18 protein-coding genes and 1 pseudogene are annotated in these 25,326 nt (G+C 32.5%); 16 read left to right on the forward strand and 3 right to left on the reverse strand.

The window, feature by feature from the left end; all coding sequences use genetic code 11:
- Nucleotides 1–914 precede the first annotated feature (914 nt).
- The 7 genes from hblC (at nt 915) to colA (ending at nt 12,743) form a co-directional block, all read left to right on the forward strand.
- Nucleotides 915–2,234 (forward strand): hemolysin BL lytic component L2, encoded by a 1,320-nt coding sequence (gene hblC / locus AAIE21_RS24775; protein ID WP_343269201.1) that lies wholly within the window; start codon nt 915–917, stop codon nt 2,232–2,234.
- 66 nt (nt 2,235–2,300) lie between these two features.
- Complete coding sequence (gene hblD / locus AAIE21_RS24780) at nt 2,301–3,530, forward strand: hemolysin BL lytic component L1 (RefSeq protein WP_343269202.1); 1,230 nt, start codon at nt 2,301–2,303, stop codon at nt 3,528–3,530.
- A 30-nt stretch (nt 3,531–3,560) separates the two neighbouring features.
- On the forward strand, nt 3,561–4,688 hold the full coding sequence (gene hblA, locus AAIE21_RS24785; RefSeq protein ID WP_343269203.1) for a hemolysin BL binding component B: 1,128 nt from the start codon (nt 3,561–3,563) through the stop codon (nt 4,686–4,688).
- A 240-nt stretch (nt 4,689–4,928) separates the two neighbouring features.
- Nucleotides 4,929–6,056: a ClyA family alpha-helical pore-forming toxin gene (locus tag AAIE21_RS24790; protein WP_343269204.1), complete on the forward strand. Its 1,128-nt coding sequence runs from the start codon at nt 4,929–4,931 to the stop codon at nt 6,054–6,056.
- A gap of 878 nt (nt 6,057–6,934) precedes the next feature.
- On the forward strand, nt 6,935–7,648 hold the full coding sequence (locus AAIE21_RS24795) for a response regulator transcription factor (RefSeq protein ID WP_343269205.1): 714 nt from the start codon (nt 6,935–6,937) through the stop codon (nt 7,646–7,648).
- Nucleotides 7,645–8,697, forward strand: a complete 1,053-nt coding sequence (locus AAIE21_RS24800) for a sensor histidine kinase (protein WP_343269206.1) — start codon at nt 7,645–7,647, stop codon at nt 8,695–8,697. Before AAIE21_RS24795 ends, AAIE21_RS24800 begins: the two co-directional genes overlap by 4 nt.
- A gap of 1,145 nt (nt 8,698–9,842) precedes the next feature.
- A complete protein-coding gene (gene colA, locus AAIE21_RS24805; RefSeq protein WP_343269207.1) occupies nt 9,843–12,743 on the forward strand; it encodes a collagenase ColA in 2,901 nt (966 codons plus the stop codon).
- A gap of 361 nt (nt 12,744–13,104) precedes the next feature.
- Here colA and AAIE21_RS24810 read toward each other — a convergent pair whose 3' ends face one another.
- Nucleotides 13,105–13,308 (reverse strand): hypothetical protein, encoded by a 204-nt coding sequence (locus tag AAIE21_RS24810; protein ID WP_343269208.1) that lies wholly within the window; start codon nt 13,306–13,308, stop codon nt 13,105–13,107.
- Between the two features lie 336 nt (nt 13,309–13,644).
- On the opposite strand from AAIE21_RS24810, the gene AAIE21_RS24815 reads away from it, so the two are divergent.
- Nucleotides 13,645–15,183, forward strand: a complete 1,539-nt coding sequence (locus tag AAIE21_RS24815; protein WP_343269209.1) for a thiol-activated cytolysin family protein — start codon at nt 13,645–13,647, stop codon at nt 15,181–15,183.
- 674 nt (nt 15,184–15,857) lie between these two features.
- On the opposite strand, the pseudogene AAIE21_RS24820 reads toward AAIE21_RS24815, so the two are convergent.
- Nucleotides 15,858–16,472: pseudogene (locus AAIE21_RS24820) on the reverse strand (RNA-guided endonuclease InsQ/TnpB family protein); the annotation flags it as partial.
- Between the two features lie 8 nt (nt 16,473–16,480).
- On the opposite strand from AAIE21_RS24820, the gene AAIE21_RS24825 reads away from it, so the two are divergent.
- From AAIE21_RS24825 to AAIE21_RS24860, 8 genes are all read left to right on the forward strand, one after another.
- The gene (locus AAIE21_RS24825; RefSeq protein WP_343269210.1) at nt 16,481–17,893 is read left to right on the forward strand and encodes an HNH endonuclease; all 1,413 of its coding nucleotides are present in this window, start codon (nt 16,481–16,483) and stop codon (nt 17,891–17,893) included.
- Nucleotides 17,890–18,330 (forward strand): SMI1/KNR4 family protein, encoded by a 441-nt coding sequence (locus tag AAIE21_RS24830; protein WP_090814497.1) that lies wholly within the window; start codon nt 17,890–17,892, stop codon nt 18,328–18,330. The genes AAIE21_RS24825 and AAIE21_RS24830 overlap by 4 nt, the downstream gene beginning before the upstream one ends.
- Before the next feature lie 18 nt (nt 18,331–18,348).
- Nucleotides 18,349–18,804 (forward strand): SMI1/KNR4 family protein, encoded by a 456-nt coding sequence (locus AAIE21_RS24835; RefSeq protein ID WP_090814498.1) that lies wholly within the window; start codon nt 18,349–18,351, stop codon nt 18,802–18,804.
- Nucleotides 18,805–19,147: 343 nt separating this feature from the next.
- Entirely contained in the window at nt 19,148–19,303 is a 156-nt protein-coding gene (locus tag AAIE21_RS24840; protein ID WP_175472373.1) for a hypothetical protein, read from the forward strand.
- A gap of 22 nt (nt 19,304–19,325) precedes the next feature.
- Nucleotides 19,326–19,835, forward strand: coding sequence for an ankyrin repeat domain-containing protein (locus tag AAIE21_RS24845; protein WP_343269211.1), 510 nt, complete (start codon nt 19,326–19,328; stop codon nt 19,833–19,835).
- A 383-nt stretch (nt 19,836–20,218) separates the two neighbouring features.
- Nucleotides 20,219–21,181 (forward strand): hypothetical protein, encoded by a 963-nt coding sequence (locus AAIE21_RS24850; protein ID WP_343269230.1) that lies wholly within the window; start codon nt 20,219–20,221, stop codon nt 21,179–21,181.
- A gap of 19 nt (nt 21,182–21,200) precedes the next feature.
- Complete coding sequence (locus AAIE21_RS24855; RefSeq protein ID WP_343269212.1) at nt 21,201–21,683, forward strand: hypothetical protein; 483 nt, start codon at nt 21,201–21,203, stop codon at nt 21,681–21,683.
- Nucleotides 21,684–21,719: 36 nt separating this feature from the next.
- Nucleotides 21,720–22,541, forward strand: coding sequence for a hypothetical protein (locus AAIE21_RS24860; protein WP_343269213.1), 822 nt, complete (start codon nt 21,720–21,722; stop codon nt 22,539–22,541).
- Between the two features lie 1,093 nt (nt 22,542–23,634).
- On the opposite strand, the gene AAIE21_RS24865 is transcribed toward AAIE21_RS24860, so the two are convergent.
- Nucleotides 23,635–24,993, reverse strand: coding sequence for a hypothetical protein (locus AAIE21_RS24865; protein WP_343269214.1), 1,359 nt, complete (start codon nt 24,991–24,993; stop codon nt 23,635–23,637).
- Between the last annotated feature and the right edge of the window lie 333 nt (nt 24,994–25,326).

The raw sequence follows: 25,326 nt of genomic DNA on the forward strand, positions 1-25,326 counted from the left end.
ATATCTAAATAAAAGAGATTAATATGCAGAGTATGATTAAATTATATTAAACAATAATTAAATATTATTAAATATCACTTATTGATTAAAATTATTATTTTTTAATCAGATATATCAAGTTGTAACTATTATAATTACTTAAATGATATTAAATAATAACTATATAAGTATAATATTTCTTCTAACATTAATACGCAATAAATAAATTATTAAATATAATCGACAAAATTCTACTATTTACGCATTAAAAGTTTAATGTTTTAATAAAGGTGTAATTGGTAGGACCACTAAGGGGAGGAGAAAGTTGTAATAATAAAAGTACAATAAAGCTGCAAGTAACATTATGTCAAATTAATTTTCGTAATAATCAGTTAATTAAGTTTGGTAATAATCTAGAATCAAAAAAGTATCACATTTGTAAAAAATAGAATTCAAAGTCTCTACAAAGCAAGAATAATCTTATTTTATTCTGAGGTGAAAGTATAAGCAATGTACAGCATAATTTTATCTTTTGTAATCTTGTAGGGATCTTGCTGACAAAACTAAGAGGGATATTATGAAATTACTATCAAAAAAGTCATGGCAGGGTTAGCTGTAGGAGCAATGGGTTTATCTATCTGAGCTCCTGCAAGTCAAGCAGCAACTCCAGAGAAAAATAAATATTCTATTTTTCATTTGACTGCTAATTCAAATATAAGTGATGAGATTTTATTGTTTACTTGTAAAAACATAGTGTTAAATGAAGGGATAGTAAGGTTCTTACATTCTAAAGGAAGTAAGTAATAACGAGAGTTTCACACTCTATCCAAAAGTATTCTCCTTCCTCATGAGTGTGAAAGAAAAGAGCCTAGCGTTAGGTCCTTTAAGATGTATGAATAAGATTGTAAACAGACAATAGTGAAGGAGTGTACGGAATGAAAAATAAAATAATTAAAGGATTTTTAATAACATCCATTGTTACTGGGGCGACTATTCCTATCAATACTCTCGCAACACCAATCGTTCAAGCAGAAACGCAACAGGAAAACACGGATATTTCTTCATCATTACGAAAATTAGGTGCACAATCGAAATTAATCCAAACATATATAGATCAGGCTTTAATGAGCCCTAATGTACAACTAGAGGAAGTTCCAGCTTTAAATACAAACCAATCCCTAATCAAGCAAGAGATGAAAGAATGGTCATCAGAACTTTATCCAAATTTAATTCTATTAAATTCAAAAAGTAAAGGATTTGTGACTAAATTTAATAGCTATTATCCAACATTAAAAACGTTTGTAGACACTAAAGAAGATAAAGAGGGATTTTTGGATAGACTAGAAGTTCTTCAAGATATGGCTATGACGAACCAAGAAAACGTACAACGTCAGATTAATGAATTAACAGATCTTAAATTCCAGCTTGATAAAAAACTTCAAGATCTCGATACTGATGTGACAAAAGCGCAGGGTATCCTAAGTTCAGATGGAACAGGGAAAATAGATCAGCTAAAAAATGAATTATTAAATACCCAAAAATCAATTCAAAATGATTTACAACAAATCGCATTGTTACCAGGAGCTTTAAATGAACAAGGGTTTGTTATATTCAAAGAAGTCTATAACCTTTCAAAAGATATCATTGAACCTGCTGCTCAAACAGCGGTGGCAGCGTATAACAAAGGCAAAGAAATTAACAACTCTATTTTAGAAGCAGAGAAAAAAGCAGAGCAAGAAGCGAAAGAAAAGGGTAAATCTGCTCTAGAGATTGAAGCTGCCAAAAAAGAAGCTCGTGATGCAATTGAGAAAAGCAAACAAGCTGAAATAGCTGCAGCTGCAGTTACACAAACAAAAGAGTATGACCTTACGAAAGTTATTGACCCTGAACAAGTTAAGAAAACATATAGTGCCTTCGCTGAGGTAAATAAACTAACAGCAGAACAGCGAGCACATTTAGCAGATTTAGAGACACAAAACCAAAAATTTTATGATTTAACAAAGAACCTAAAAATAGCAGATTTACAAAAATCAATGCTTCTTATTATGCAAAATGATTTACATACATTTGCAAATCAAGTAAATGTAGAACTTGACCTACTAAAACGCTATAAAGAAGATTTGGATCTAATAAAAAATAGTATTACAAAATTATCTACTAATGTTGATACAACTAACCAGCAGTCTCAAAAAGATACATTAAGACAATTAAAAAATGTAACAAGTTATCTTGAAGAACAAGTTTATAAATTTTAATATTATGTTTTTAAAGATATGCAAAGATTATAAGAATCTATCGAAAGACTAAGGAGGAGAATAGATATGAAGAAATTTCCATTTAAAGTGTTGACTTTGGCCACTCTGGCAACGGTTATCACTGCTACTACCGGTAACACTATTCATGCATTTGCACAAGAAACGACCGCTCAAGAACAAAAAGTAGGGAATTATGAATTAGGGCCTGAAGGGCTGAAGAAAGCATTAGCTGGAACAGGATCTCATATTCTTGTAATGGATTTGTACGCAAAAACTATGATTAAACAACCAAATGTAAATTTATCCAATATTGATTTAGGTTCAGAAGGAGCAGAATTAATTAAAAATATTCACCTTAATCAGGAACTGTCACGAATCAATGCGAATTATTGGTTAGATACAGCGAAGCCGAAGATTCAAAAAACAGCACGTAATATTGTAAATTACGATGAACAATTTAAAAATTATTACGATATATTGGAAGCTGCTGTACAAAAGAAAGATAAAGCAGAGTTAAAAGAGGGCATAAATGATTTAATCACTACAATTAATACAAATTCAAAAGAAGTCACAGAAGTAATTAAGATGTTAAAAGACTTCAAAACAAAACTGTATGACAATTCTATAGGATTTAAAAATAATGTTGGTGGCCCAGATGGGCAAGGTGGATTAACGGCACTATTAGCTGGAAATAATGCACTGATTCCACAACTTCAAGCTGAAATTGAGAAGCTACATTCTACTCAGACAGAGCATTTTAACAATGTATTAGCATGGTCAATTGGTGGTGGATTGGGAGCATTCATTTTAGTTGCTGCAGCCATTGCAGGAGGAGTAGTAATTGTTGTAACTGGCGGTACAGCAACACCAGCAGTTGTTGGTGGCCTTGCAGCTCTCGGTGCAGCTGGTATCGGTTTAGGAACAGCATCTGGTGTCACGGCGTCTAAGCATATGGACTCCTATAACGAAATTTCTAAAAAAATCGGTGAACTAAGTACGAAAGCCGATCTTGCTAGCCAAGCAGTTATTTCGCTTACTAACGCAAAAGCAACTTTGACAGATCTGTATCAAACAGTGGATCAAGCGATACTGTCTCTAACAAATATCCAACAACAATGGAATAAAATGGGGGCCAATTATACAGATTTACATGATAATATCGACTCTATGCAAGAACATAAATTCTCTTTAATACTTGATGATTTAAAAGCTGCTAAACAAAGTTGGAGTGATATTCATAAAGATGCAGAATTCATTTCGAAAGACATCGCTTTTACACAAGAAGCAAAAAACTAAAAATCAAACCCTATATAGGAGGAATATGAAATGATGAAAAAAATCCCTTACAAATTAATCGTTGCATCGGCGCTTTTAACTATGACAACAACTTCTGTAGTCTCACCAGTAGCAACTTATGCAAGTGAAATTGAACAAACTAACAATGGAGATACATCTCTTTCAGCAAATGAAGTGAAGATGAAAGAAACATTGCAAAAGACTGGGTTATTTGCAAAATCTATGAATGCTTATTCTTATATGTTAATTAAGAACCCAGATGTGAACTTTGAAGGAATTACTATTAATGGGTATGAAGATTTACCTGGTAAAATTGTACAAGATCAAAAGAATGCAAGAGCACATGCTGTTACATGGGATACGCAAGTGAAAAAACAGCTTTTAGATACATTGACAGGCATTATTGAATACGATACAACATTTGACAATTATTATGAAACAATAGTAGATGCGATTAATACAGGGGATGGAGATACTTTAAAAGAAGGAATTACAGATTTACGAGGTGAAATTCAACAAAACCAAAAGGTTGCACAAAATTTAATAGCAGAATTAACTAAGTTAAGAGACGCTATTGGACAAGATGTTAGAGCATTTGGAAGCAATAAAGATCAGTTGAAGTCGATTTTAAAAAACCAAGGTGCTGATGTTGAGGCCGATGAAAAGCGCCTAAATGAAGTTTTAGACTCAGTAAACTATTATAAAAAATTAGAATCTGATGGATTTAATGTAATGAAGGGTGCCATTTTAGGCCTACCGATAATTGGTGGTATCATAGTGGGTGTAGCAAGAGATAATTTAGGGAAATTAGAGCCCTTATTAGCAGAATTACGTAAGACTGTAGATAATAAAACAACATTAAATCGTGTAGTTGGAGTTGCGCATAGTAATATTAATGAGATGCATAAGGCGCTTGATGATGCTATTAATGCTCTTACTTATATGTCCACGCAATGGCATGATTTAGATTCTCAATATTCGGGAGTACTTGGACATATTGAGACTGCATCTCAAAAAGCTGATCAAAATAAATTTAAATTCTTAAAACCTAACTTGAATGCTGCTAAAGACAGTTGGAAAACATTAAGAACGGATGCTGTCACATTAAAAGAAGGGATTAAAGAATTAAAAGTGGAACCTGTTACTCCACAACAATAGGGAATACAAATTTGTTCAAAACATAGAGAATCTATGGTTACATTGTTAAATATTCATACAATAATTAAAAATTCCTTATATACAGAAAAGGCGAAGTTTGATTCAAGACTTCGCCTTTCACTATAAATTCTCTTTAATACTTGATGATTTAAAAACTACTATTCATACATATGCTGAACCAATTTCACTTTTAAAGAAGAATAGAACTTACAATCAAAACCTATATTGGAGGAATATGAAATGATAAAAAAAATCCCTTACAAACTACTTGTTGCATCGGCGCTTTTAACTATGACAACAATTTCTGTAGTCTCACCAGTAGCAGCTTTTGCAAGTGAAATGGAACAAACTAATACTGAAAACGTGTCTCTTTCAGCAAATGAAGAAAAGATGAAAAAAGCTTTGCAAGATGCTGGGGTATTTGCAAAGTTTATGAATGACTATTCTTATTTGTTAATTAATAATCCAGATGTGAGTTTTGAAGGGATTACTATTAATGGGTATGCAGATTTACCTGGTAAAATTGTACAAGATCAAAAGAATGCAAGAGAACATGCTGTTAAATGGGATACGCAAGTAAAAAAACAGCTTTTAGATACATTGACAGGCATTATCGAATACGATACAAAATTTGAAAATTATTATGGAACATTAGTAGAGGCGATTAATACAGGGAATGGAGATGCTTTAAAAAAAGGGATTACAGATTTACGAAGTGAAATTCAACAAAACGAAGAGTATGCACAAAAATTAATACAAGAATTAACTAAGTTAAAAGACGATATTGGACAAGATGTTAGAGCATTTGGAGGCAATAAAGATCTCTTGCAATCGATTTTAAAAAACCAAGGTGCTGATGTAGAGGCTGATCAAAAGCGTCTAAATGAAGTTTTAGCAGAAATAAACTATCAGAAAGACATAGAATCTAAGGGATTGACAATGGTAAAAATCCCCTTTCCTCCCGTAATGATTTCTGGGGGTATAATGATAGGTGATGCAAGAAGTAAGTTATCAACTTTAGAGCCGAAATTAGCACAATTACGTCAGACTGTAGATTATAAAATAACGTTAAATCGTGTAGTTGGAGTTGCATTTAATAATATTAGTGAGATGCATAGTGCGATTGATAATGCTATTAAGAATCTTGCTTATATGTCCGACCAATGGCATGATTTAGATTCGAAATACTTGGGAGTACTGGGACATGTTGATAATGCGTCTCAAAAGGCTGATCAAAATAAATTTAAATTCTTAATACCTAACTTGAATGCAGCTAAAGGCAGTTGGAAAACATTAAAAACAGATGCGGTTACATTAAAGGAAGGGATAAAAGAATTAAAAATGCAACCCGTCACACCACAAAAATAAGGAAATATCGGTACCTTTTTAAAGCTATTGAACAAACATGACAAACTTAAGTTTCTACTATGGTGAACTACACACCACTTAGCGAAGCTTGAAGTGGGTGCTTCTTGGGAAGTAGATACTTTTATTAGCTATCTATATTTACCAAGCTATCCCCGTCGCACCGACGGTTCGTATTTGTAGCGCAAAAAATACCAATTTTAGTTCTTGGTAAGAACCCACCGCATTTTAGCGATTATGACTGTTTTATCCATATCAACGTCATGGCTTGGTTTTCGCTATTTTGATATGGTGACGAGTTGATTGAAGATTTTACGATACGAATCTTTTCTCGTATCAACCTCATATCTTCAGTTTTCAAAGAACAATCTGTATGTAATGAGTTTACTACAATCTTTTGGCTAGTGCCAAACCGAAATTCATCTCCCACCTATCGCCCTGCACACACTTGAGGAAGGAGACTTCTTTCGGAAAACGTTAAACAATTTTGTGATCTGTGGTATATGGGGGGGAGTAATGGAACAGAAGCAGCAATAATACTCCAAACCCCCTATATATTGTATTCCTCTTCAATTTTTATCGTTTTCTGACATTCATCTCCCACCTAAAAGGGGGGGGCACAGCTTCACATTTTTGAGTAAGGAGTCTTCTGGCGGAAAATGATAAAACATGCACCACATTTGTCTATAGAAAGTAATACTATTTCATGATATTTTTGAAAGGGTTTTGTTACATTTTCGAAAGAAATATGCAAGATATCTAAATTAAAATAAACTCACGAACTAAAAATACTAGCAATTAGAAAAAACATTTTACAATACTATAAGTGAATCCGAAAAAGATTTTTTATTATTGATAAAGGAACAGAGGAGATTTTATGTATGAAAACAAGAATTGCAATTATAGAGGATGAAGCTAATATCCTCGAAATATGCAAACGGTACTTAGAAAGAGAAGGATATGAAGTATACACCGCTGTAAACGGAGAAGAAGGCTGGAATTTATTTCAGCAATATCAACCAGATATCATTATTTTAGATTTAATGATGCCGAAAAAAGATGGATGGGAACTATGTGAGGAAATTCGCCAACACTCTAATGTTCCTATTATTATTTTGACTGCAAGGGGAGAAGAAAGAGATCGAATTTTGGGATTAACAATGGGCGCGGATGATTATGTAACAAAGCCATTTTCGCCTCGCGAATTAGTATTAAGGGTACAAATTGTACTACGAAGAGGCATTCAAGCAACAATACAAATGCAAAAACCAGTATCAGAAATAATAGGATTCCAAGATTTAGAGATTCACCCAACGAAAAGACGTGTATTTGTTTGTGGGTATGAAATTGAGTTAACAGTGAAAGAATTTGAGGTACTTCATATAATGGCAAAACATCCAAGACAAGTATTTTCACGATCCCAACTTCTTGAACAAATTTGGGATTTTGAGTATGAAGGGTGCACAAATGCAGTAACAGTTTTAGTAAGTCGCCTACGTGAGAAATTAGAGAAACATACAACAAAGAATCGTTGGATTCATACAGTTTGGGGCATAGGTTATTGCTTTGAGCCAGATGGAGGAAATGAAATATGAAGTTACGTTATCAATTGTTATTGATGAATTTACTAAGTACGGGTATCATGTTAATCTCTATCTGGTATAGTGAAAGACAAATGTTATTAAGACCAGAACAAACACGGTTATTTATAGTAATCGTGATGGTGGCACTAATTATTTCAACGATTATTTACTGGCTAATGACACGTCCAATTATGAAATCAATCCAAAATTTAATTGGATTAACCAAACAATTTAGTGATAGACATTTTGAAACAATGTACATAATTGGGAAAGAACCGGAAGAGTTTAAAGAATTAGCCACAGCTTTTCAAGAAATGGCAAAAAAATTAGAAGAAAGCTTTACTAAGTTAGAAAAAGGAGAAAAAGAACGTACGGAGCTAATTGCTAATATTTCACATGACTTACGAACTCCTCTTGCTAGCATACAATTGATGATAGAAGCGTTACAGGATGACTTAATTGAAGATGCTGAAATGAAAAAGCAATATCTAACGACAATTCTAAACGAAATACAGCGATTAAGCGGATTGATTAATAATTTGTTTGAACTTTCTAAGTTAGAACTTGGACAAGAAGTGTTTCAACCGATTTTAGTACATATAGATAGCATTCTATTAAAGGTAATAGATTCACATGCTATCTTATTGAAGGAAAGAGAGCTTGATTTGCAATTACGTGTTTCGGATACATTGCCAAAACTTTGGATTATGCCATGTAAAATAGCACGAGTAATTAATAATTTGTTACATAATGCGATTCGTCATTCTCCTACATGTGGCACAATCGAGTTAATTGTAGAGGAAAATACACAGAAACAGCAAGTCCAATTCACCTTGCGTGATGAAGGGGAAGGGATTTCCTACGATGAACAATTACGGATATTTGAACGTTTCTTCAGAACAGACCCATCAAGAAGTTCACAATCTGGAGGGTCTGGACTTGGACTTGCCATTGCAAAATCACTAGTTGAAATGCATAAAGGAGAAATTGGTGTCCGTGACCGCCCAGATGGGAAACAAGGGTGTGAATTTTGGTTTACTCTACCCGTTGAAAAGCAATAATGCGGTTGAAAGATTTTTTACCAGCAATCAATGTATCTAGAAATGAAAAAACCTTCGGAACATTTGAAGTTTTTTCATTTACATAAGCGGCAAAGATGTCAATCATGCAAATAGAAAAAAGAATTCCTTATTTCTTTTAGAATTCTTTTTGGGGTTTAAAGTTTGCTCACACAAATGATTTGTACATCAATTCATCTTTGATATATAGATCATTTGTGTGATAATTTTTATAAATAATTGTGAAATAACGAGCTTACATTACTGCTTTTAAAAGTTCTGCTACTAATGGATACAAATTTTAACACTGCCATTGCGATTGTCATTTTATTTCCTCCTTTCTTTGATTATTAAGATGTGTTTAATCCGTCTGCTTCTAATTTAGTAAGCGTTTATATTATTATCAATGAAATTAAACATATAATTATTATTTTATCTATACATATTAATAAAATAATATAAGTGGTGAACATGCAGGGTTCCCTTTTTGTTTATTTGTTTCATCTGCGAAGAAGTCCGACCTTCGAAAGACTTTTGTAACATTTATGAAAGTAAATTGAAAGATATATATACTAAGATAAATATATTGCAGGTGATTTTATTTTAATCTGAAGTAAATAGTATAAGCAATGTACAGTATAATTTCATCTTTTGAAATCTTCTAGAAATGATGAAAGAAAGGGAGAGGTTGCATAAATCTAATTTAAGAAAAACATACGATTGCCCAGTAAGTATTTTATTAACTCTTACATCTAATTAAAAAACAGAAAAATTAAGCTCAATTTCATTATTAGTAGCATATAGAAATCTCTATTATTACTTTGGTAGATTCTCACACAGATTTAATATTGTGGATTTATGTTACTACAATGAACCTGTCTACACTAAATCTATAGGATCAAATATTTTATAAAAGGCTCAAATGATTTACAAAATGTTTTTCCTTTAGCGTATTCAAGTTAAACCGTAAAAAAGCACTCACTCGACACTCATTAGAGTGCTTTTTTGTATTTAAATTGCATCAAAAGGTATCAAGTTTTTTTAATATGGTATTCCTGCGTATAGAGGTATGCAAAGTAATATGAATTACTTTATATCAAATTATAATAATATATTGTTATATAAAATTTTAAAACGGGGGAAATGTTATGAACAAGAAATCAAAATTTACTCAAATGATGCTTGGCATTAGTACAATGGCTTTATCATTTGGAAGTATTCAAACACAAGTATCAGCAGAAGAAAGCACACCTTATAATGTGTTACAAAAGAAAGCAATTGGGATCGAAACTTCAACAGATGAACTTGCACATTCTACAAAAGCAGACGAAACATTGTCTTATGAAGAACGTTTAAAAGTGAACGATTTTTCACAACGACCAGCTCCGGCTGTGAAACAAGCAGAGACAAAACAATACCAGCAAAAGTATTCTGTGGCAGAGTTGAATAGAATGAGTAATGACGAATTCATCGATATATTGGCAAATGTTAGTTGGGATCAAATCATAGATTTAGGTCAATTTAATCAAGAAACAAAAGCGTTTTATCAAAATAAAGAGCGAATACAGGTTATTATTGATGAATTAGGCCGTCGTGGAAGTACATTTACAAAAGATGATACAAAAGGGATTGAGACGTTTGTTGAAGTTATATATTGCGGTTTTTATTTAGGCTTTAATAATAAAGAATTAAACTATTTAAATGAGCGAAGCTTCCATGATAAATGTTTACCGGCATTAAAAGCAATTGCAAAAAATCCGAATTTTAAACTTGGTACAAATAAACAGGATAAAGTGGTATTTGCATACGGTAAATTAATTAGAAATGCTTCTTGTGATGCTGAAACAGTTCAATATGCAGGGAATATATTAAAACAGTATAACGATAATATTTCTACATATGTAAGTGACCGGAATAAAGGGGACGCCTTGTATAATCTCATCCAAGCGATTGATGATGATATACAGTCTTACGTGAATGGTACAGGGAAAAAAGCGGATGAAACAATATGGTATGGGAAAATTGATGGTTTTATAAATGAAATCAGTCGACTGGCTCTTCTGAATGATATAACACTAGAAAACACCTGGTTAATTAATAATGGTGTTTATTATACTGGTCGTTTCGGTAAATTCCATGGTAATCCAAATAAACCTTTAGAAGTACTTACACAAGCAATGCGTATGTACCCTCGTTTTAGTGAAGCTTATTTTAATGCTGTAGAGCAAATTTCAACAAACTACGGTGGAAAAGATTATAATGGAAATACAGTAGATTTAAAGAAAATCCGTGAAGAAGGCCAAAAGCAGTACTTACCAAAAACGTATACATTCGATGACGGTTCTATTGTATTTAAAACAGGAGATAAAGTAACAGAAGAAAAGGTTAAGAGACTATATTGGGCTGCTAAAGAAGTAAAAGCGCAGTATCATCGTGTAATTGGAAAAGATGGAGCGTTAGAATCAGGGAAAGCTGATGATGTACTGACAATCGTCATTTATAATAATCCAGATGAATATAAACGAAATAGCCAACTATATGGATATGATACGAATAATGGTGGAATTTACATTGAAGGAATCGGAACGTTCTTTACATTTGAGCGTACACCGCAGCAAAGTCGTTATAGTTTGGAAGAATTGTTCCGTCATGAATTTACACACTATTTACAGGGAAGATACGAAGTTCCAGGATCATGGGGACAAGGAGAAATGTATCAAGATCAACGTTTGACTTGGTTTGAAGAAGGAAATGCAGAATTTTTTGCGGGATCTACTCGTACGAATAATGTTGTTCCACGCAAAAGTATAATTAGTGGATTATCATCTGATCCTGCGAAACGTTATACAGCAGAACGAACATTATTTTCGAAATATGGAGAAGGACCAGAGCAATGGGACTTTTATAATTATTCTTTTGCACTGCAGTCTTACTTATATACTCATCAATTTGAAACTTTCGATAAGATTCAAAATTTCATTCGTGCAAATGATGTGAAGAATTATGATGCATATCGTGAAGCTTTAAGTAAGGATTCAAATTTAAATAAAGAATACCAAGACTATATGAAGCAGTTAATTGATAATCGAGATACATATAATACCCCGCAAGTATCAGATGATTATTTAGCTGAACATGCACCAAAACCACTAGCTGATGTAAAGAAAGACATTACAGATGTAGCAAAGATAAAAGATGCAACAATTACAAAGCATAAGTCTCAATGTTTTGATACATTTACATTAGAAGGAACATATACAGGCGGCGTAACAAAAGGAGAATCTGAAGATTGGAAAACGATGAGCAAGAAAATCAATCAATCTTTAGAACAGTTAGCGCAAAAAGAATGGAGCGGCTACAAAACAGTTACTGCGTATTTTGTCAATTATCGTGTGAATGCGAAAAATCAATTTGAATACGATGTTGTATTCCATGGTATTGCAACAGGAGAAGAAGAAAAACAGACGATTAAAGTAAACATGAATGGACCATACAATGAGATGTTAAATGAAAAAGTCGAGTTTCATAGCGATGGCACAGAAAGCACAGGTGGAAAAATTGTTTCTTATCTTTGGGATTTTGGTGATGGTACAACAAGTACAGAAGCAAATCCTACTCATGTATATGGAAAAGAGGGAACATATACTGCAAAGCTAACAGTGAAAGATAATAAAGGAAAAGTGAGCCGAGGACAAACAACGGTTACCGTAAAAAAGGATGAGCCAGCAGGTCATAACTATCAAGATGCAAAGGTAATTCGTTTTAATAAGCTTTCAAAAGGAAATATAGATCGTCCTAATATGGCGTATATGCACACATTCAATGTTACATCTCCAAAAGAAATAGATATTTCTTTTATAGATGAACAGGGTATTGGGATAAAATGGGATGTGTATCACGAATCAGATCTAGGAAATCCTGTCATTACGGGCCAAGCGGATGGAAATAATATAAAAGGGAAATTTGAAGCGAAACCTGGGAAGTATTACTTAGTTTCATTTTTTGAAGAAGAAAACAGAAATGGGACATATTCATTATTAGTAAAATAAATCTATTCTAATGTATATATAAATTAAAATTTTTATTTGAAATTTTTCATTGTATAGATATACGATATGATGGTTGTTTTTAAGGAGTCTATCTTGTAATGTTTTCTTTCGTCCATTTCACTGTAAGTGGTTAAACAGACGAAGAATTTTTGATAGTTCCTGTGGTTGATTTGGAATAAAGTTCAATTATAATCTTGCTACAAATGTTCATTTTACAATAGAAGAAACCCACCCATTTTGAAAAAAGATTGATCAAAATGGGTGGGGATAATTTTGTAAAGAAGTTATTTTTTATAAAAAAGTTTGATTATTTCTATGATCCATATGTCAATAAAACCCCGTTGATTAAAGAAGGATGGAACTATCTCCACCATTCTTTAACAGTAATTTTATATGATTTCTCATTTTTATCTATAATCTCTACAAGACAATCATATTTTTCTAGTTGAGCACCAGAAACACGAATGTATGGATCTTCTAAATTAAAAATTATGCTTGCTGTTGCAGAAAAAACATTGTCTAAGGGGATATTTTCACCTTTTAAAAGACGTTCGAAGTCTTTCAATAAATCATCTAAAGACTCCTTTATTACTGGAATTTCAAAAGCTTTGGGTTTAACACTTCTTCCTAAAACGGGAACTTGCTTCTTATATGCAATATTGCATATAAGAATGTATTGCTAAAAATGTAAGCGCTTACTATAATGAAAATATAAAGATAAATCGCATCTTAGTAGCAACAAAAGAGGAGGAAATAATATGACAATCGCAATGACAATTTTAAAATTTGTAGGTGGAGCACTTCCATTAGTTCAAGAACTTTTAAAAGCATTTATGTAAGTTCACTATTAAGCAATGATTTATAAATAATTATCATACCTTAATTTAAAAAAAGGAAGGAGTTGATTTTTTTGAAAATCACGAAAAATACAAGGGGACTAAAATTACTAGCATGTTTATCAATTGGCTTATGCACTATTAATTATTCTTCTATTTCCTTCGCTGAAACAAAAACAAGTAATTCAGCTGATGCAACAAAAAATGCTAGTGGCATTGATACTGGCATAGCAAATCTTAAGTATAATAATCAAGAGATTTTAGCAGTAAATGGTGATAAAGTGGAGAGTTTTGTCCCGAAAGAAAGTACAAATTCAAATGGTAAATTTGTAGTAGTTGAACGTGAGAAAAAATCACTTACAACTTCACCAGTCGATATTTCGATTATTGATTCTGTAGCTAATCGTACATATCCAGGAGCAGTACAACTTGCAAATAAAGCTTTTGCAGATAATCAACCTAGTTTGTTAGTAGCTAAGAGAAAACCTTTGAATATTAGTATAGACTTACCTGGCATGAGAAAAGACAATACAATTACTGTCCAAAACCCTACATATGGTAATGTGTCTGGAGCAGTAGATGAATTAGTATCTACTTGGAATGAAAAGTATTCAAAAACACATACGTTACCTGCAAGAATGCAGTATACAGAATCTATGGTTTATAGTAAATCTCAAATAGCAAGTGCTCTTAATGTTAACGCTAAATATCTTGACAATTCACTGAACATTGATTTTAAAGCGATTGCAGATGGAGAGAAAAAAGTGATGGTTGCGGCATATAAGCAAATCTTTTATACCGTAAGTTCAGAACTACCTAACAATCCATCAGATCTTTTTGATAATAGTGTTACTTTTGATGAGTTAACTCGTAAAGGGGTAAGTAATGCGGCTCCGCCTGTTATAGTGTCAAATGTAGCTTATGGTAGAACAGTTTATGTGAAATTAGAAACATCATCTAAGAGCAAAGATGTACAAGCTGCTTTTAAAGCCTTAATTAAGGGTCAAGGCGTTGAAGCGAGTGGACAGTACAAAGATATTTTTGAAGACAGTACCTTTACCGCTGTAGTATTAGGTGGAGATGCGAAAGAGCATAACAAGGTTGTTACAAAAGATTTTGATGAAATCCGAAATATCATTAAAGATAATGCAGAATTAAGTCCTAAAAATCCAGCATACCCAATTTCATATACAAGCACTTTCTTAAAAGATAACGCAACTGCTGCTGTTCATAACAATACAGATTATATTGAGACTACAACTACAGAATATTCTCGTGCTAAAATGACACTTGATCATACTGGTGGATATGTTGCTCAATTTGATGTATCTTGGGATGAATTCTCATATGATAAAAATGGAAAAGAAGTACTAACCCATAAAACTTGGGAAGGAAATGGCAGAGATAGAACTGCTCATTTCAATACAGTCATACCACTTCCGCCGAATTCAAAAAATGTAAAAGTCGTAGCAAGAGAATGTACAGGTCTTGCATGGGAATGGTGGAGAACAATTATTAATGAACAAAATGTTCCATTAACAAATGAAATTAACGTTTCAATTGGAGGAACAACATTATATCCAAGTGCTAATATTAGTCATTAGGTAAAAGTGAAGCGCTCTGTTTACAGGGCGCTTTTTTATTTGGCCGCAAGTCTATCGGTGCGGTGCTTTTTCAAATATATCATACTCCTCTAATTGAAGATTATTATAGAAAGAGATATTATTTTATATAATCAATCTAAGTAAATTAATATTCATTGTATAAAAAAATATAAGATAAATTATTATAAATCTATACAGATAAAGGATTATTGATTGTATAGATAACAGAAATGAAAAAGAAATTATAACTACTAAATATAGCAAATTAATAATATATAGACTAACTATTACCAATATTCAATTAAAATAGTGTTTGAAAAGAAAAGACACCCTAAGGTGTCTTCCTTCGACTTGATAACCACTCTAATTTTAATAAAATATATTTGGACTCCCATCCGATTATATTTTACCATATTTATCTAAATTTGTTGTTGAGAAATTGAACTCAAACCAGCATTTTGTTTGGAATTATTTTTCTCTTAAACTCGTCTCATATTCTTTTACTTCATCCAGCGTTCTAAATACTACTACAGTGAACTACCCGCCACTTAGTAACTCTTACGAGTTTACTTGAAGTGGAGGCTTCTCGGTTAGTCGTTCCTTTTGACAGCTAACGAATTCGTCCTAAGACAGCCGAGCTAACTCCCTTGTTCCAAAGGTTATTTTGTTGTGATTTATGCTAATGCTACTAGGCGTATTGCTTCATGTTTGATATTGATTGCTGAGTTATAATCTCTATCAAGATTTACACCACATGTACAAGAATATACTCGTTCAGACAATGGCATATCTCTCACACTTCCACAACTGCTACATGTTTTTGTGGAAGGAAACCATTTATCTATTTTCACAAGTTGTTTGCCTTGTTCGTGTAGTTTATAAGCTAAAAAAGAAGTGAACATACCCCAACTATTGTCAGCTACACTTTTTCCAAAATGAAGTGCTTGCGACATTCCTTTCATGTTTAGGTCTTCAATCGCTACAACATCAAAATGAGTAGCTAATTTTTTAGACTTATGATGAAGGAAATTCTTACGTTGGTTAGCTACTTTTTCGTGTAACTTCGCTACACGAATACGTTGTTTATTCCAACGTTCAGAACCTTTCGTACGTCTTGATAATACTCGTTGTGCCTTTAATCGGTCTAACATTTCACGATAGAACTTAGGATAATTGGCTTTCTCACCCTCAGAACTAACGTATAATCCATCCATCGCAAAGTCTAATCCAACAACTGTTTCTACTTCTTTTTGTACAATCTTTTTCTCATATTCAGTCAAGATGGACACATCATGAAATGGATACACAAATCACGAAGGCGGAAAAAGAAGCGCAACTTCAAGCTGAAAAAGAAATGAAGAAAAAGCAAGAGGAATGGGCGAAAAATCATCCAGTGGAGGCCTGGCTTCAAAACCTTTCCAATAGTGCCGGTGAGAAATGGGATGTATTGAGAAAGGGTACAAAATGGGTAGGGGAAAACATTCCTTTCCTGAAAGACCTTTCTGATTCTGCCTTGGTGTTAGAAGGTTTTATAGGCGCTGCAGGTTCCGCTATTAGTGGGATAGCGATAGGCGCAACGAAGCTAGGGAGCCTAATTTGGGAGCTTGGTGAGTGGGGTTATAACTCGATACGCGTCGTAGAAACAGAACAATGGAAACTGGACGATATATATGGGGCAGGTAATACGCTGAAAAATCTTGGACAAGCTATCATCAGCTGGCAAGATTATCCTAAGTATGGTGTGACACTATTTAACACAGTGAAAGGTTATGTAGAAAAAGCCCTGACTGACCCTTATGCTCTTGGTGGCGCGATATTTGATATTGGTAGTTGTTTTGTCGGCGTCGGTGAAGTAACCGCCGCAGTGAAAGGAACAGCTGCATTCGGAAAATTCGCAGAGGGTACAAAAGTCTTTCAGGTAGCCGCGAAAAATAGTAAAATAGTTGGTAAGTTGGAAGAAGTAACTGCATTAATGAATAAGTTGCCGGATAGTATCGTGGAGAAGATTAAAAATATTGAGATCCCGAATGTATTCCCTGAACCTGCACTAGCAGGTATAGGGAAATCAGGAGGCGGAGGATTAGACTCTCTGAAAGATGCTTATCAGTTTATGAAGGAGACTGGGGAGAAGGTTTTTGGTAAGGGTACCGGTAAACTTTCAAAAACGGATTTTGATAAGGAAGTAGATAAAGCAATGGGAGAGGCTGGACGAAATCAACCAGAGTATAATAGAAAACCCATCCAGCCAAGGGACTACAAAAAAATGGAAATTAATGAAGATGGAACGACAACTTATACCGTGGTTTCTAAAAGTAACGGTAAAGAATACAAAGTTACGTATGACAAAAATGGACATCCAATATTTAATGATCAATTCGATACAACGTTGCCTGAATCAAAATATTTATCCAGTGATTCAGAACAATTTACTTTCTGTAATAAAGACCTGTTCGATAAGGCGATGAAGGATCCGGAGTTAAAATCAAAATTTACAGTGGAAGAGTTAGAGTTGTTCAAGAAAGGTAAAAAGCCAAGTAACTATACATGGCATCATCATCAAGACATAGGTAAAATGCAATTAGTCGACTACTTTGAGCATGAAGCAGCGAAACATACTGGAGGTAGAGCATATTGGGGTGGAGGAAAGAATGGAAGAAATGGTAAAATAAAGAGAGACATAGCAAATCGAATTAGGGAGTTGTTTTCATGAGAAGAATAAAATGGGAGCGTACACATGACCCTATTACCGAGCAGATAATTTCAGAAGTTGAAGATAAGTTTAATGTGATTTTTCCTCAAGATTACAAAAATTGTGTAATGAAATATAACGGTGGTCATCCAGTACCGAATATATTTTTCTTTGAAGATGGAGGAGAAGGAGTTTTTGATTGCCTACTAAGCTACACGAATGAATATATTAGCATAACAGTTACTTATGATATTATCTCGCCATACATCCCAAAGGGAATAATACCCTTTGCTACGGATCCATTCGGTAATAAAATATGTTTTGATTTTAGAAATGATAAACACTCACCAACAATAGTTTTTTATGATAGCGATGAGTGTGATGAACAAGCAATTGAATATATTTGCAGTACTTTTACAAATTTAATAGATTCGTTGCATTTTAGTGAAAACGAATGAGTCGGAGGTCGATGAATTATGAATCTTAATTTTGAATATACTTTCAAACAAATTAAAGCCAAAGATATAGAAATCTTTGAAAGACTTAATGGATTAGAACTACCAGAGGACTATAAGAGTTTCTTATTAAGAGATAATGGTGGTAAATCTAATAGAAGAAGATTTACTACGAAAGATGATGTAGTTACGTCATCAATTATGATGTTCTTTCCACTATCAGAGGAAACAGAAAATAATCTACAAAATTCCTTGAATTATTATATTAAGGGAAATAAATTGCCTTCTAGACTTATTCCAATAGGAAAAGATCCAGCTGATAACATTATATGTATGTCAATCCATGGTAGCGATATAGGTAGTGTTTATCACTGTCATACCTATCAGATAAAAAATGAAGCGGAATTAGAAGCAAAGTTTATTAGGGAAATAGCTTCTAGTTTTACAGAATTTATTAATAAACTTTCTGAGAAATAGAATTGTATTGTCAGGGGGGCGAATTTGTAAAATACCCACATTAGGTACCGTTGGTTGAGTAGGTAGAAAAAGAGCAGTGACGGATTGTACAATCCATTATTTGAATGAAAGTTAAACAACGTTATCGAATGAACCCATCACTCAACCAATAACACATATAGCCTCTTTGTAAAGTACAGAAAAAATAGACCGGACTTATATCAAGACAACAAGAACATACAATCAACAAATCAAACCCTTTATAATTTGATAAACACGCTTGCTAAGCTTTCAAAGGCTCATTCCAACTGAACGATGAGAAGGAATGAGCTTTTTTTCATGACTAAAAACAAAGGAAGGAAATTTGACTTGGGCACCAAATGCTGTAATAGGACAACACAGTTTTGATGCTTTGGAGGAAGTAGTGAGTTGGTTAAGAGTTATTGAAGCAATAGACGGTGACTTTGATGATATTGTTGAAACTCTTAAAGATTTAGGAGACATAGCTAGTACAAGATAGTAGAGATACAGGGGGTAATGTTATGGATGAAAAAAGTTTAAATAAAACAATAAGGAATGCAATTAAAATTGGTGATATTAATGAAGTAAAACGTTTAATAAGAGGTAATCCAGAATCTTTACATTCAATGACACCATTTGGTACGTGGTTACATGTTGCAGCAAAGAAAGGGCATTTTGGAATAGTGGAATATTTAATCCATAAAGGAATCGATGTTAATACAAAAGGTGATATATTTGATGCCTCCCCTTTAAGATTGGCAGCAGGAGCGGGGCATTTGGAGATGGTAAAGTATTTAATTGAGGCTGGCACAGAATTAGATGTGAGCTTAGCAAAAAGAAATCCATTATTTGGTGCGATTTATGGTGGACATAAAGAAGTAGTTGAGTTTCTAGTTGAAAAAGGAATAGATATTTCAATTAGATACACTGGGGAAAATATTAAGAATATGAATGCTTATGAATATGCTAGAGAACTTGGGCAAACAGAAATTGCTGAATATTTAAAGCAGAAGATGGATGAAAAAGAATAGGCTGTTAATAAGTACATACTCCATGATGGTTGTACCATCATAGAGTATTATGTGTAATGCTAGAATAGAAAACGAAGTACAAGCTTAGGCGAGATGACGAATTACTAGGCGATGAATATTAATACATGGAATCTATATGAAACTAACCAACTCGTACAAGCTCGTAAGTTTTAACGTATTACTTGTCACGATTTATAAAAGGTGTCATACTGTTACTACAAGACTTACAGAATTAACGATACTTAAAAACAAATGAACTTAAAGCACTTAATTGTCTATGATAGGCAACAAGTGCTTTTTTTATTGATTGGTATGCTTTAACTTCACAAATAGTTGGTAAGTTGGAAGAAGTAGCGGCATTCACGAATAAGTTGCTGGGTAGTATGAAGAATGTCGTGGAGAAGATTAAAAATATTGAGATCCCGAATGTATTCCCGGAACCTTCGTTAGCTGGCATTGGGAATGGAGGAGAAAGAAACACACTTGGAGAATTATTTTCTGTTGCTAAGAGTGAAACTAAGGGGCAAGCGCAAAACGCGAATCGGTTATCTGGAGAGAAATTCGATAATCTTTCTCTTAATATAGAGAAGAAAACATCTGTAGGGAATCAACCTGTGTTTGAGAAAAAGCCAGCGCAGTTTTTTGATGGGTTGAATTTGAAGAGTGGTCAGAAAGTTCCTCCAGAGGGGTTAAGTAATGCTGAGCTAAATACCAGTGATAGTATTAAAAAACTTATTAATAATAGTGGGTATTCAGTAGATGAATTTGTTGAGTTGTTACATCCAGATAGGGTGTTAAATGCTAATGAAAAGACAGTAGTTGATGATATAGGAAATGAAATTGGAGTACCTGATGTTAGTACAAGGATGACAAAAGTAATCCCGCAAAGTGATATATATAAGTATTTATATGACGAAAACTATACAGGTGTAAGAGGATTTACTGCAGTTGATGAGCATAGTGCAAATTTAAAAACACTGTTTGAAAATTATGAAGGGGCTAGGCTTGACTATGATGGAACGATGTTTAAAGTAGATCATGGAGGAAATGGTGTATCAACACCAATTGGAGCACCAGATAAGTTTTATGGGGCTATTGAATATATAGAAAATGATCCATCAAAGTTGACGATTCCAAGGTGGGAAGCTAATGCCGATAATTATCCATTTACTGCAAGAGGATTCACAGGAAGTAAAAATATTGTATTACCGGAATTTTCATATGAAAGGGGTTATGCAAGAGCTTTCCAAGATGGAGATATATTGAATATTATAGATTCAGAAACTGGCAATGTAGCAACAAAATTTGAATTTAATAAAAAAATTGGATGGGTTATGGCTGATTAGGAAGGAAGTAAAATAAAGTATGAGTGACTACGCTATTTATAAAAATAATTTGTATAGATTAGATGTATCGGATAATAACCTAGAGCTTATAAGTAATTCAAATGAATCCATAAAATATGGATTTAAAGAATTAAAATTTGAACAAGGATTCGTTTCAAAAGTAATATATATAAAAGAGATTGATATTAATGAAGTAGAGATGGCTTATAAATTGAAATACAAAGTAATATATAAAGAAAAAGAATTTGTTCCATGGGCAATAGGTAAGTTTATATTAGAAATAAATAAAATTACGCTAGGTACAAGTGATGAAAAAGAAGCTAGAAATTATGGATTTGAAAAGATGGAACAATTTGTTTTTAAAAAAGATGTTCCAATAGAGGAAGTAGATGCTTTAATAGAAATTAAGGAGCCTATTTTGAAATTTCAAAATATAGATGAAAAGGTTACTAGAATCGAACAAAAGGATATAAGAAGTTATTTAAAGAACCTTTTAGAATAGATTATATTTAATTATATTGTATTAAAAGGAGAAAAAATGAAAATGAGTAGTGTATCTATACAAGAAAAAATAAATGAATTAAATAGAATAGAAAGAAGCTCAGAGCATTATTTAAATAAATATAATGAAATTTTAAGATCTATAGTAAGTTTAAAAGAAATATACACTGTAGTTAATAGAAATACAACAGATGAAGAAGTTAAATATAATAAAGGGAAAATATTCTTTGGATTAAATAATAACATGCCTACAATGTGGCTTTTTTCAGAAGAAAAAATAGCAAAGGAATATGCAGAGTATTACCAATTTAAGAGAAATGACATATATTTAGTAAAAAAAGTTGAATTCCAAGAGTTACTAATAAGTTCTTATTATGCAATGTTCTCTGGTATATACCAAGTCATTATTGATGAAGGAAGAGATTTCTTAATCTGCAACATATATGATTTGGTAAATGAATGTTTTGTAAAACAAGGTCAACCTCCAGTCTTAGCTAAAAGTGAATATGCAATTATGAATGTATTAAATAGTGTAAGATTCTGCGATGATAAGTTGTGGATTGTTCCAAGTAAGGATACAATAGGTGAAGAAATAATACTAAATAAATTTGTCCCAGTGGTAGAAAAAGATTATATTAAAGTTTTTATTAGTGAAAAAGATTGCAAAAAGTATTCTAAAGAGCAAGGAAATACAAATGAAATTGCAATAGATATGAATATGAGTAGCTTGCAAAATATAATAAAAGTAACTATTGATAATAATATAAAAAATGTGAGGTTTTTAATTAATGGTAGTGAAGTTAAGATGAGTACTACTAAATTATACAATATATTACAACGGATGAATGGAACAGAGTAGTAGATAAAATTAAAGGTAATTTTAAGTTAATGAAATTAAAAAGTTTTAAAACATTTTGCCATTTAAATGACTTTTGCTCTAAATGAAAGATGTAATGAAAAGAAAAAATAGATTTTATATTATAACTAAGAATAGGACCAATGTTTCTAATGGAGGAAGCGTTGGTTCTATTTTTATGAAAAGAAATTGAAAGGAGTAATAACAATCTATCAAATAATTGAAGATTCTAAGATAAGTCTAATTGAGAATGATAAGTGTCCTAAAACAATTGAAAGCTATGTTGGTGACATTAAAGCTTTCATAGAATTTTTAGCAACTAAAGGAGTTGATTTCAATAATAATCTATAAAGATTCTACGTAACTATTCAATAATGGTATAATTTATCTAAGATATCCAAGACTTTTACATTGAAAAAGGGAAGATGGTATTTTTGTGCCACCGGACATTTGTTTGTAATTATCTAGTTAACATAAGAAATATTATCGGTAGTTGCGAAGAACAAAAAAACATCGACTCAAAATGAAAAGTAATGTTATGTTATTGAGATGGAAAAGAGAGTATTTTATGATATCTATTTGGAATCTGTAGTGATTCTTCATTTTTCCTTGTTGTATATCTCATATGTGTTATTTTCTTATTTGTATTGCCAGGTTTGATTTAAATTAACGGTTGTAGTGATGAGATAAAACGTCTCATATCTCAAAACAAAAAGAATTCTTAGTTTTTGAGATATGAGAAGAAAATGAAACATTCCCGTGAAATGTATATCTACTCCCTATCCGTTTTAAAATAAAATGGATTTTATCTTAATAAAAATGTGTGCATCAATAATGAAAATTAAGAAGAACCTTAATCAGAAGTATATATTGTAAGTACACAGATATCTTTATGACACATTTTATCCGACTACCTGTATGTTAATTACAAGATATGTTTTTCTCCTTATCAATAAATATGCCAAGAAAAAAGAACCTTAATAGGTTCATTTTTCTATCCTTTTTAGCTTATGTATTGTTCTGCCGCAATTTCAATTACCTGTTCTGGATTTATTATTTTTCCATCTACCAGTTATTTTTGCCCACCAGAATTCAGTTAACTTTTACTCTGTTCATTTACAATTAATGATTTCATATAAACACCATTTTCAACATTCAACGTATTTACCTCTTTGCCTTCGACATGAATCCCACCATTAATCTCGATTGTATTTGCTTTCGTACCTTTTAATAGACTCAGTCCATGAGCCGCAATCTTCTTAATAACACCTTGAACTAAAGAGTCTCCTATATTGCCATATGTAAAAATCCCATCATTAACTGTTAAATTTTCAATTTGAGTACTTGTTTGTATACCAGTTGCACCATCCCCATGCGTGATGATTTTTTTGAAATTCGCAGTACCAATTTCACCGGTGTATGCATTAAAACCACGAGCTCCTAAACCAAATGTTTCAATTGTACTTAGCACATTAAGTTTATCTATTTTACCAAAGTTGACAAATCCAACGCCACTTGGTCCATAAGAGGTAATAGAATCTTTTGCAATCCATTGTGATACGTCACCCCAATTATCTAGTACCATATCATTTGCACCATACGTTGTGATTTTCTCTCTATTAGTTAAATTATTTATTTTTGCACCATGTACTACAAATACACCACCAGAAATAACATCAGGTGTCCCAAATTTAATATTTCCTGTAGAGTGAATTTCGCTGGTATTAACAACATCGGCCGTTAAAATCCCATTATTATTTGGTAGAGCATTATGTCCATATCCACTTAAGAAAACACCACTTCCCAAAATTGGTTTTCCTTTTTCTCCAATACTTATCTCATCTAAGCGAACCGAAAGAACGGAATCTTTCGCCGATTGTTGGTTCCAAATAGTTAATGCTCCTTGGATAACTGATACACCAAAACCCATTGGCTTATCTATTCTATCTAGCACGTCCGCTTCAATGATATGTAAATTTTTAATATTTATATGTCCATTTTGAACTTTTGATTTCGCTAAAATTTGGATACTACCAATTGTTTCTACATTTTCAACTTTCAGTTTCCCTATCGAATTTTGATTATAAGAGTTATAAATCGCTCTATTTTTAGGGGACACTTCTATACGTAAATTAGAAATAGTATTATTATTTGTAACTTCGACACCATCAATTCCTGTTTGAAATATTAGCTTTGTATCCATTGAATTCCCTTTTATCGTTACATTATCTGGAATTGTGATTGTTTGATCGACAGTAAATGTTTGCATAATCTCGATAACACTAGTGTGTTTTTTCAAAGCCTCTAAAAGTTCGGCTTGATTCGATACTTTTAAGCATGTTTCTGCAGCCATAACTTTGTTTGTTTGTCCTATTTGGTAACCACTGAAATCTTGAAATGTAAGAATACTAGCTGCTGTAATCCCTATCACTAATAGTCTCTTGCTTCTCTTCATTTTCTCTTCCCCTTTATATGTAAGAATTAAAATCTTACATATAATTTTATAACTCTACTCAAAAACATGTAAGTATGTGTAATCTTTTTCTATAACAATTAGAATTTACTGAAAATTAATCCGGAGTGAGATGAACTCATCATTTAGCACATATGTCCAAGAAACGCTAAGCTGATAAAGCGAGCTAGCAATATTTTCTTTCCGAAATGATTTAAATTTAATTTCTATAATTTTATTATGTAAACTATATTGTTTGTATTACAAAATAGTCCACCCTACTCTTTTGTCTCTCCTGTTGAAAATTATCCCAAGTATACTAACTTAGGTATCAAA

This window comes from Paenibacillus sp. 102, assembly GCF_039549175.1.
In the GTDB taxonomy this organism is placed as follows: domain Bacteria; phylum Bacillota; class Bacilli; order Bacillales; family Bacillaceae_G; genus Bacillus_A.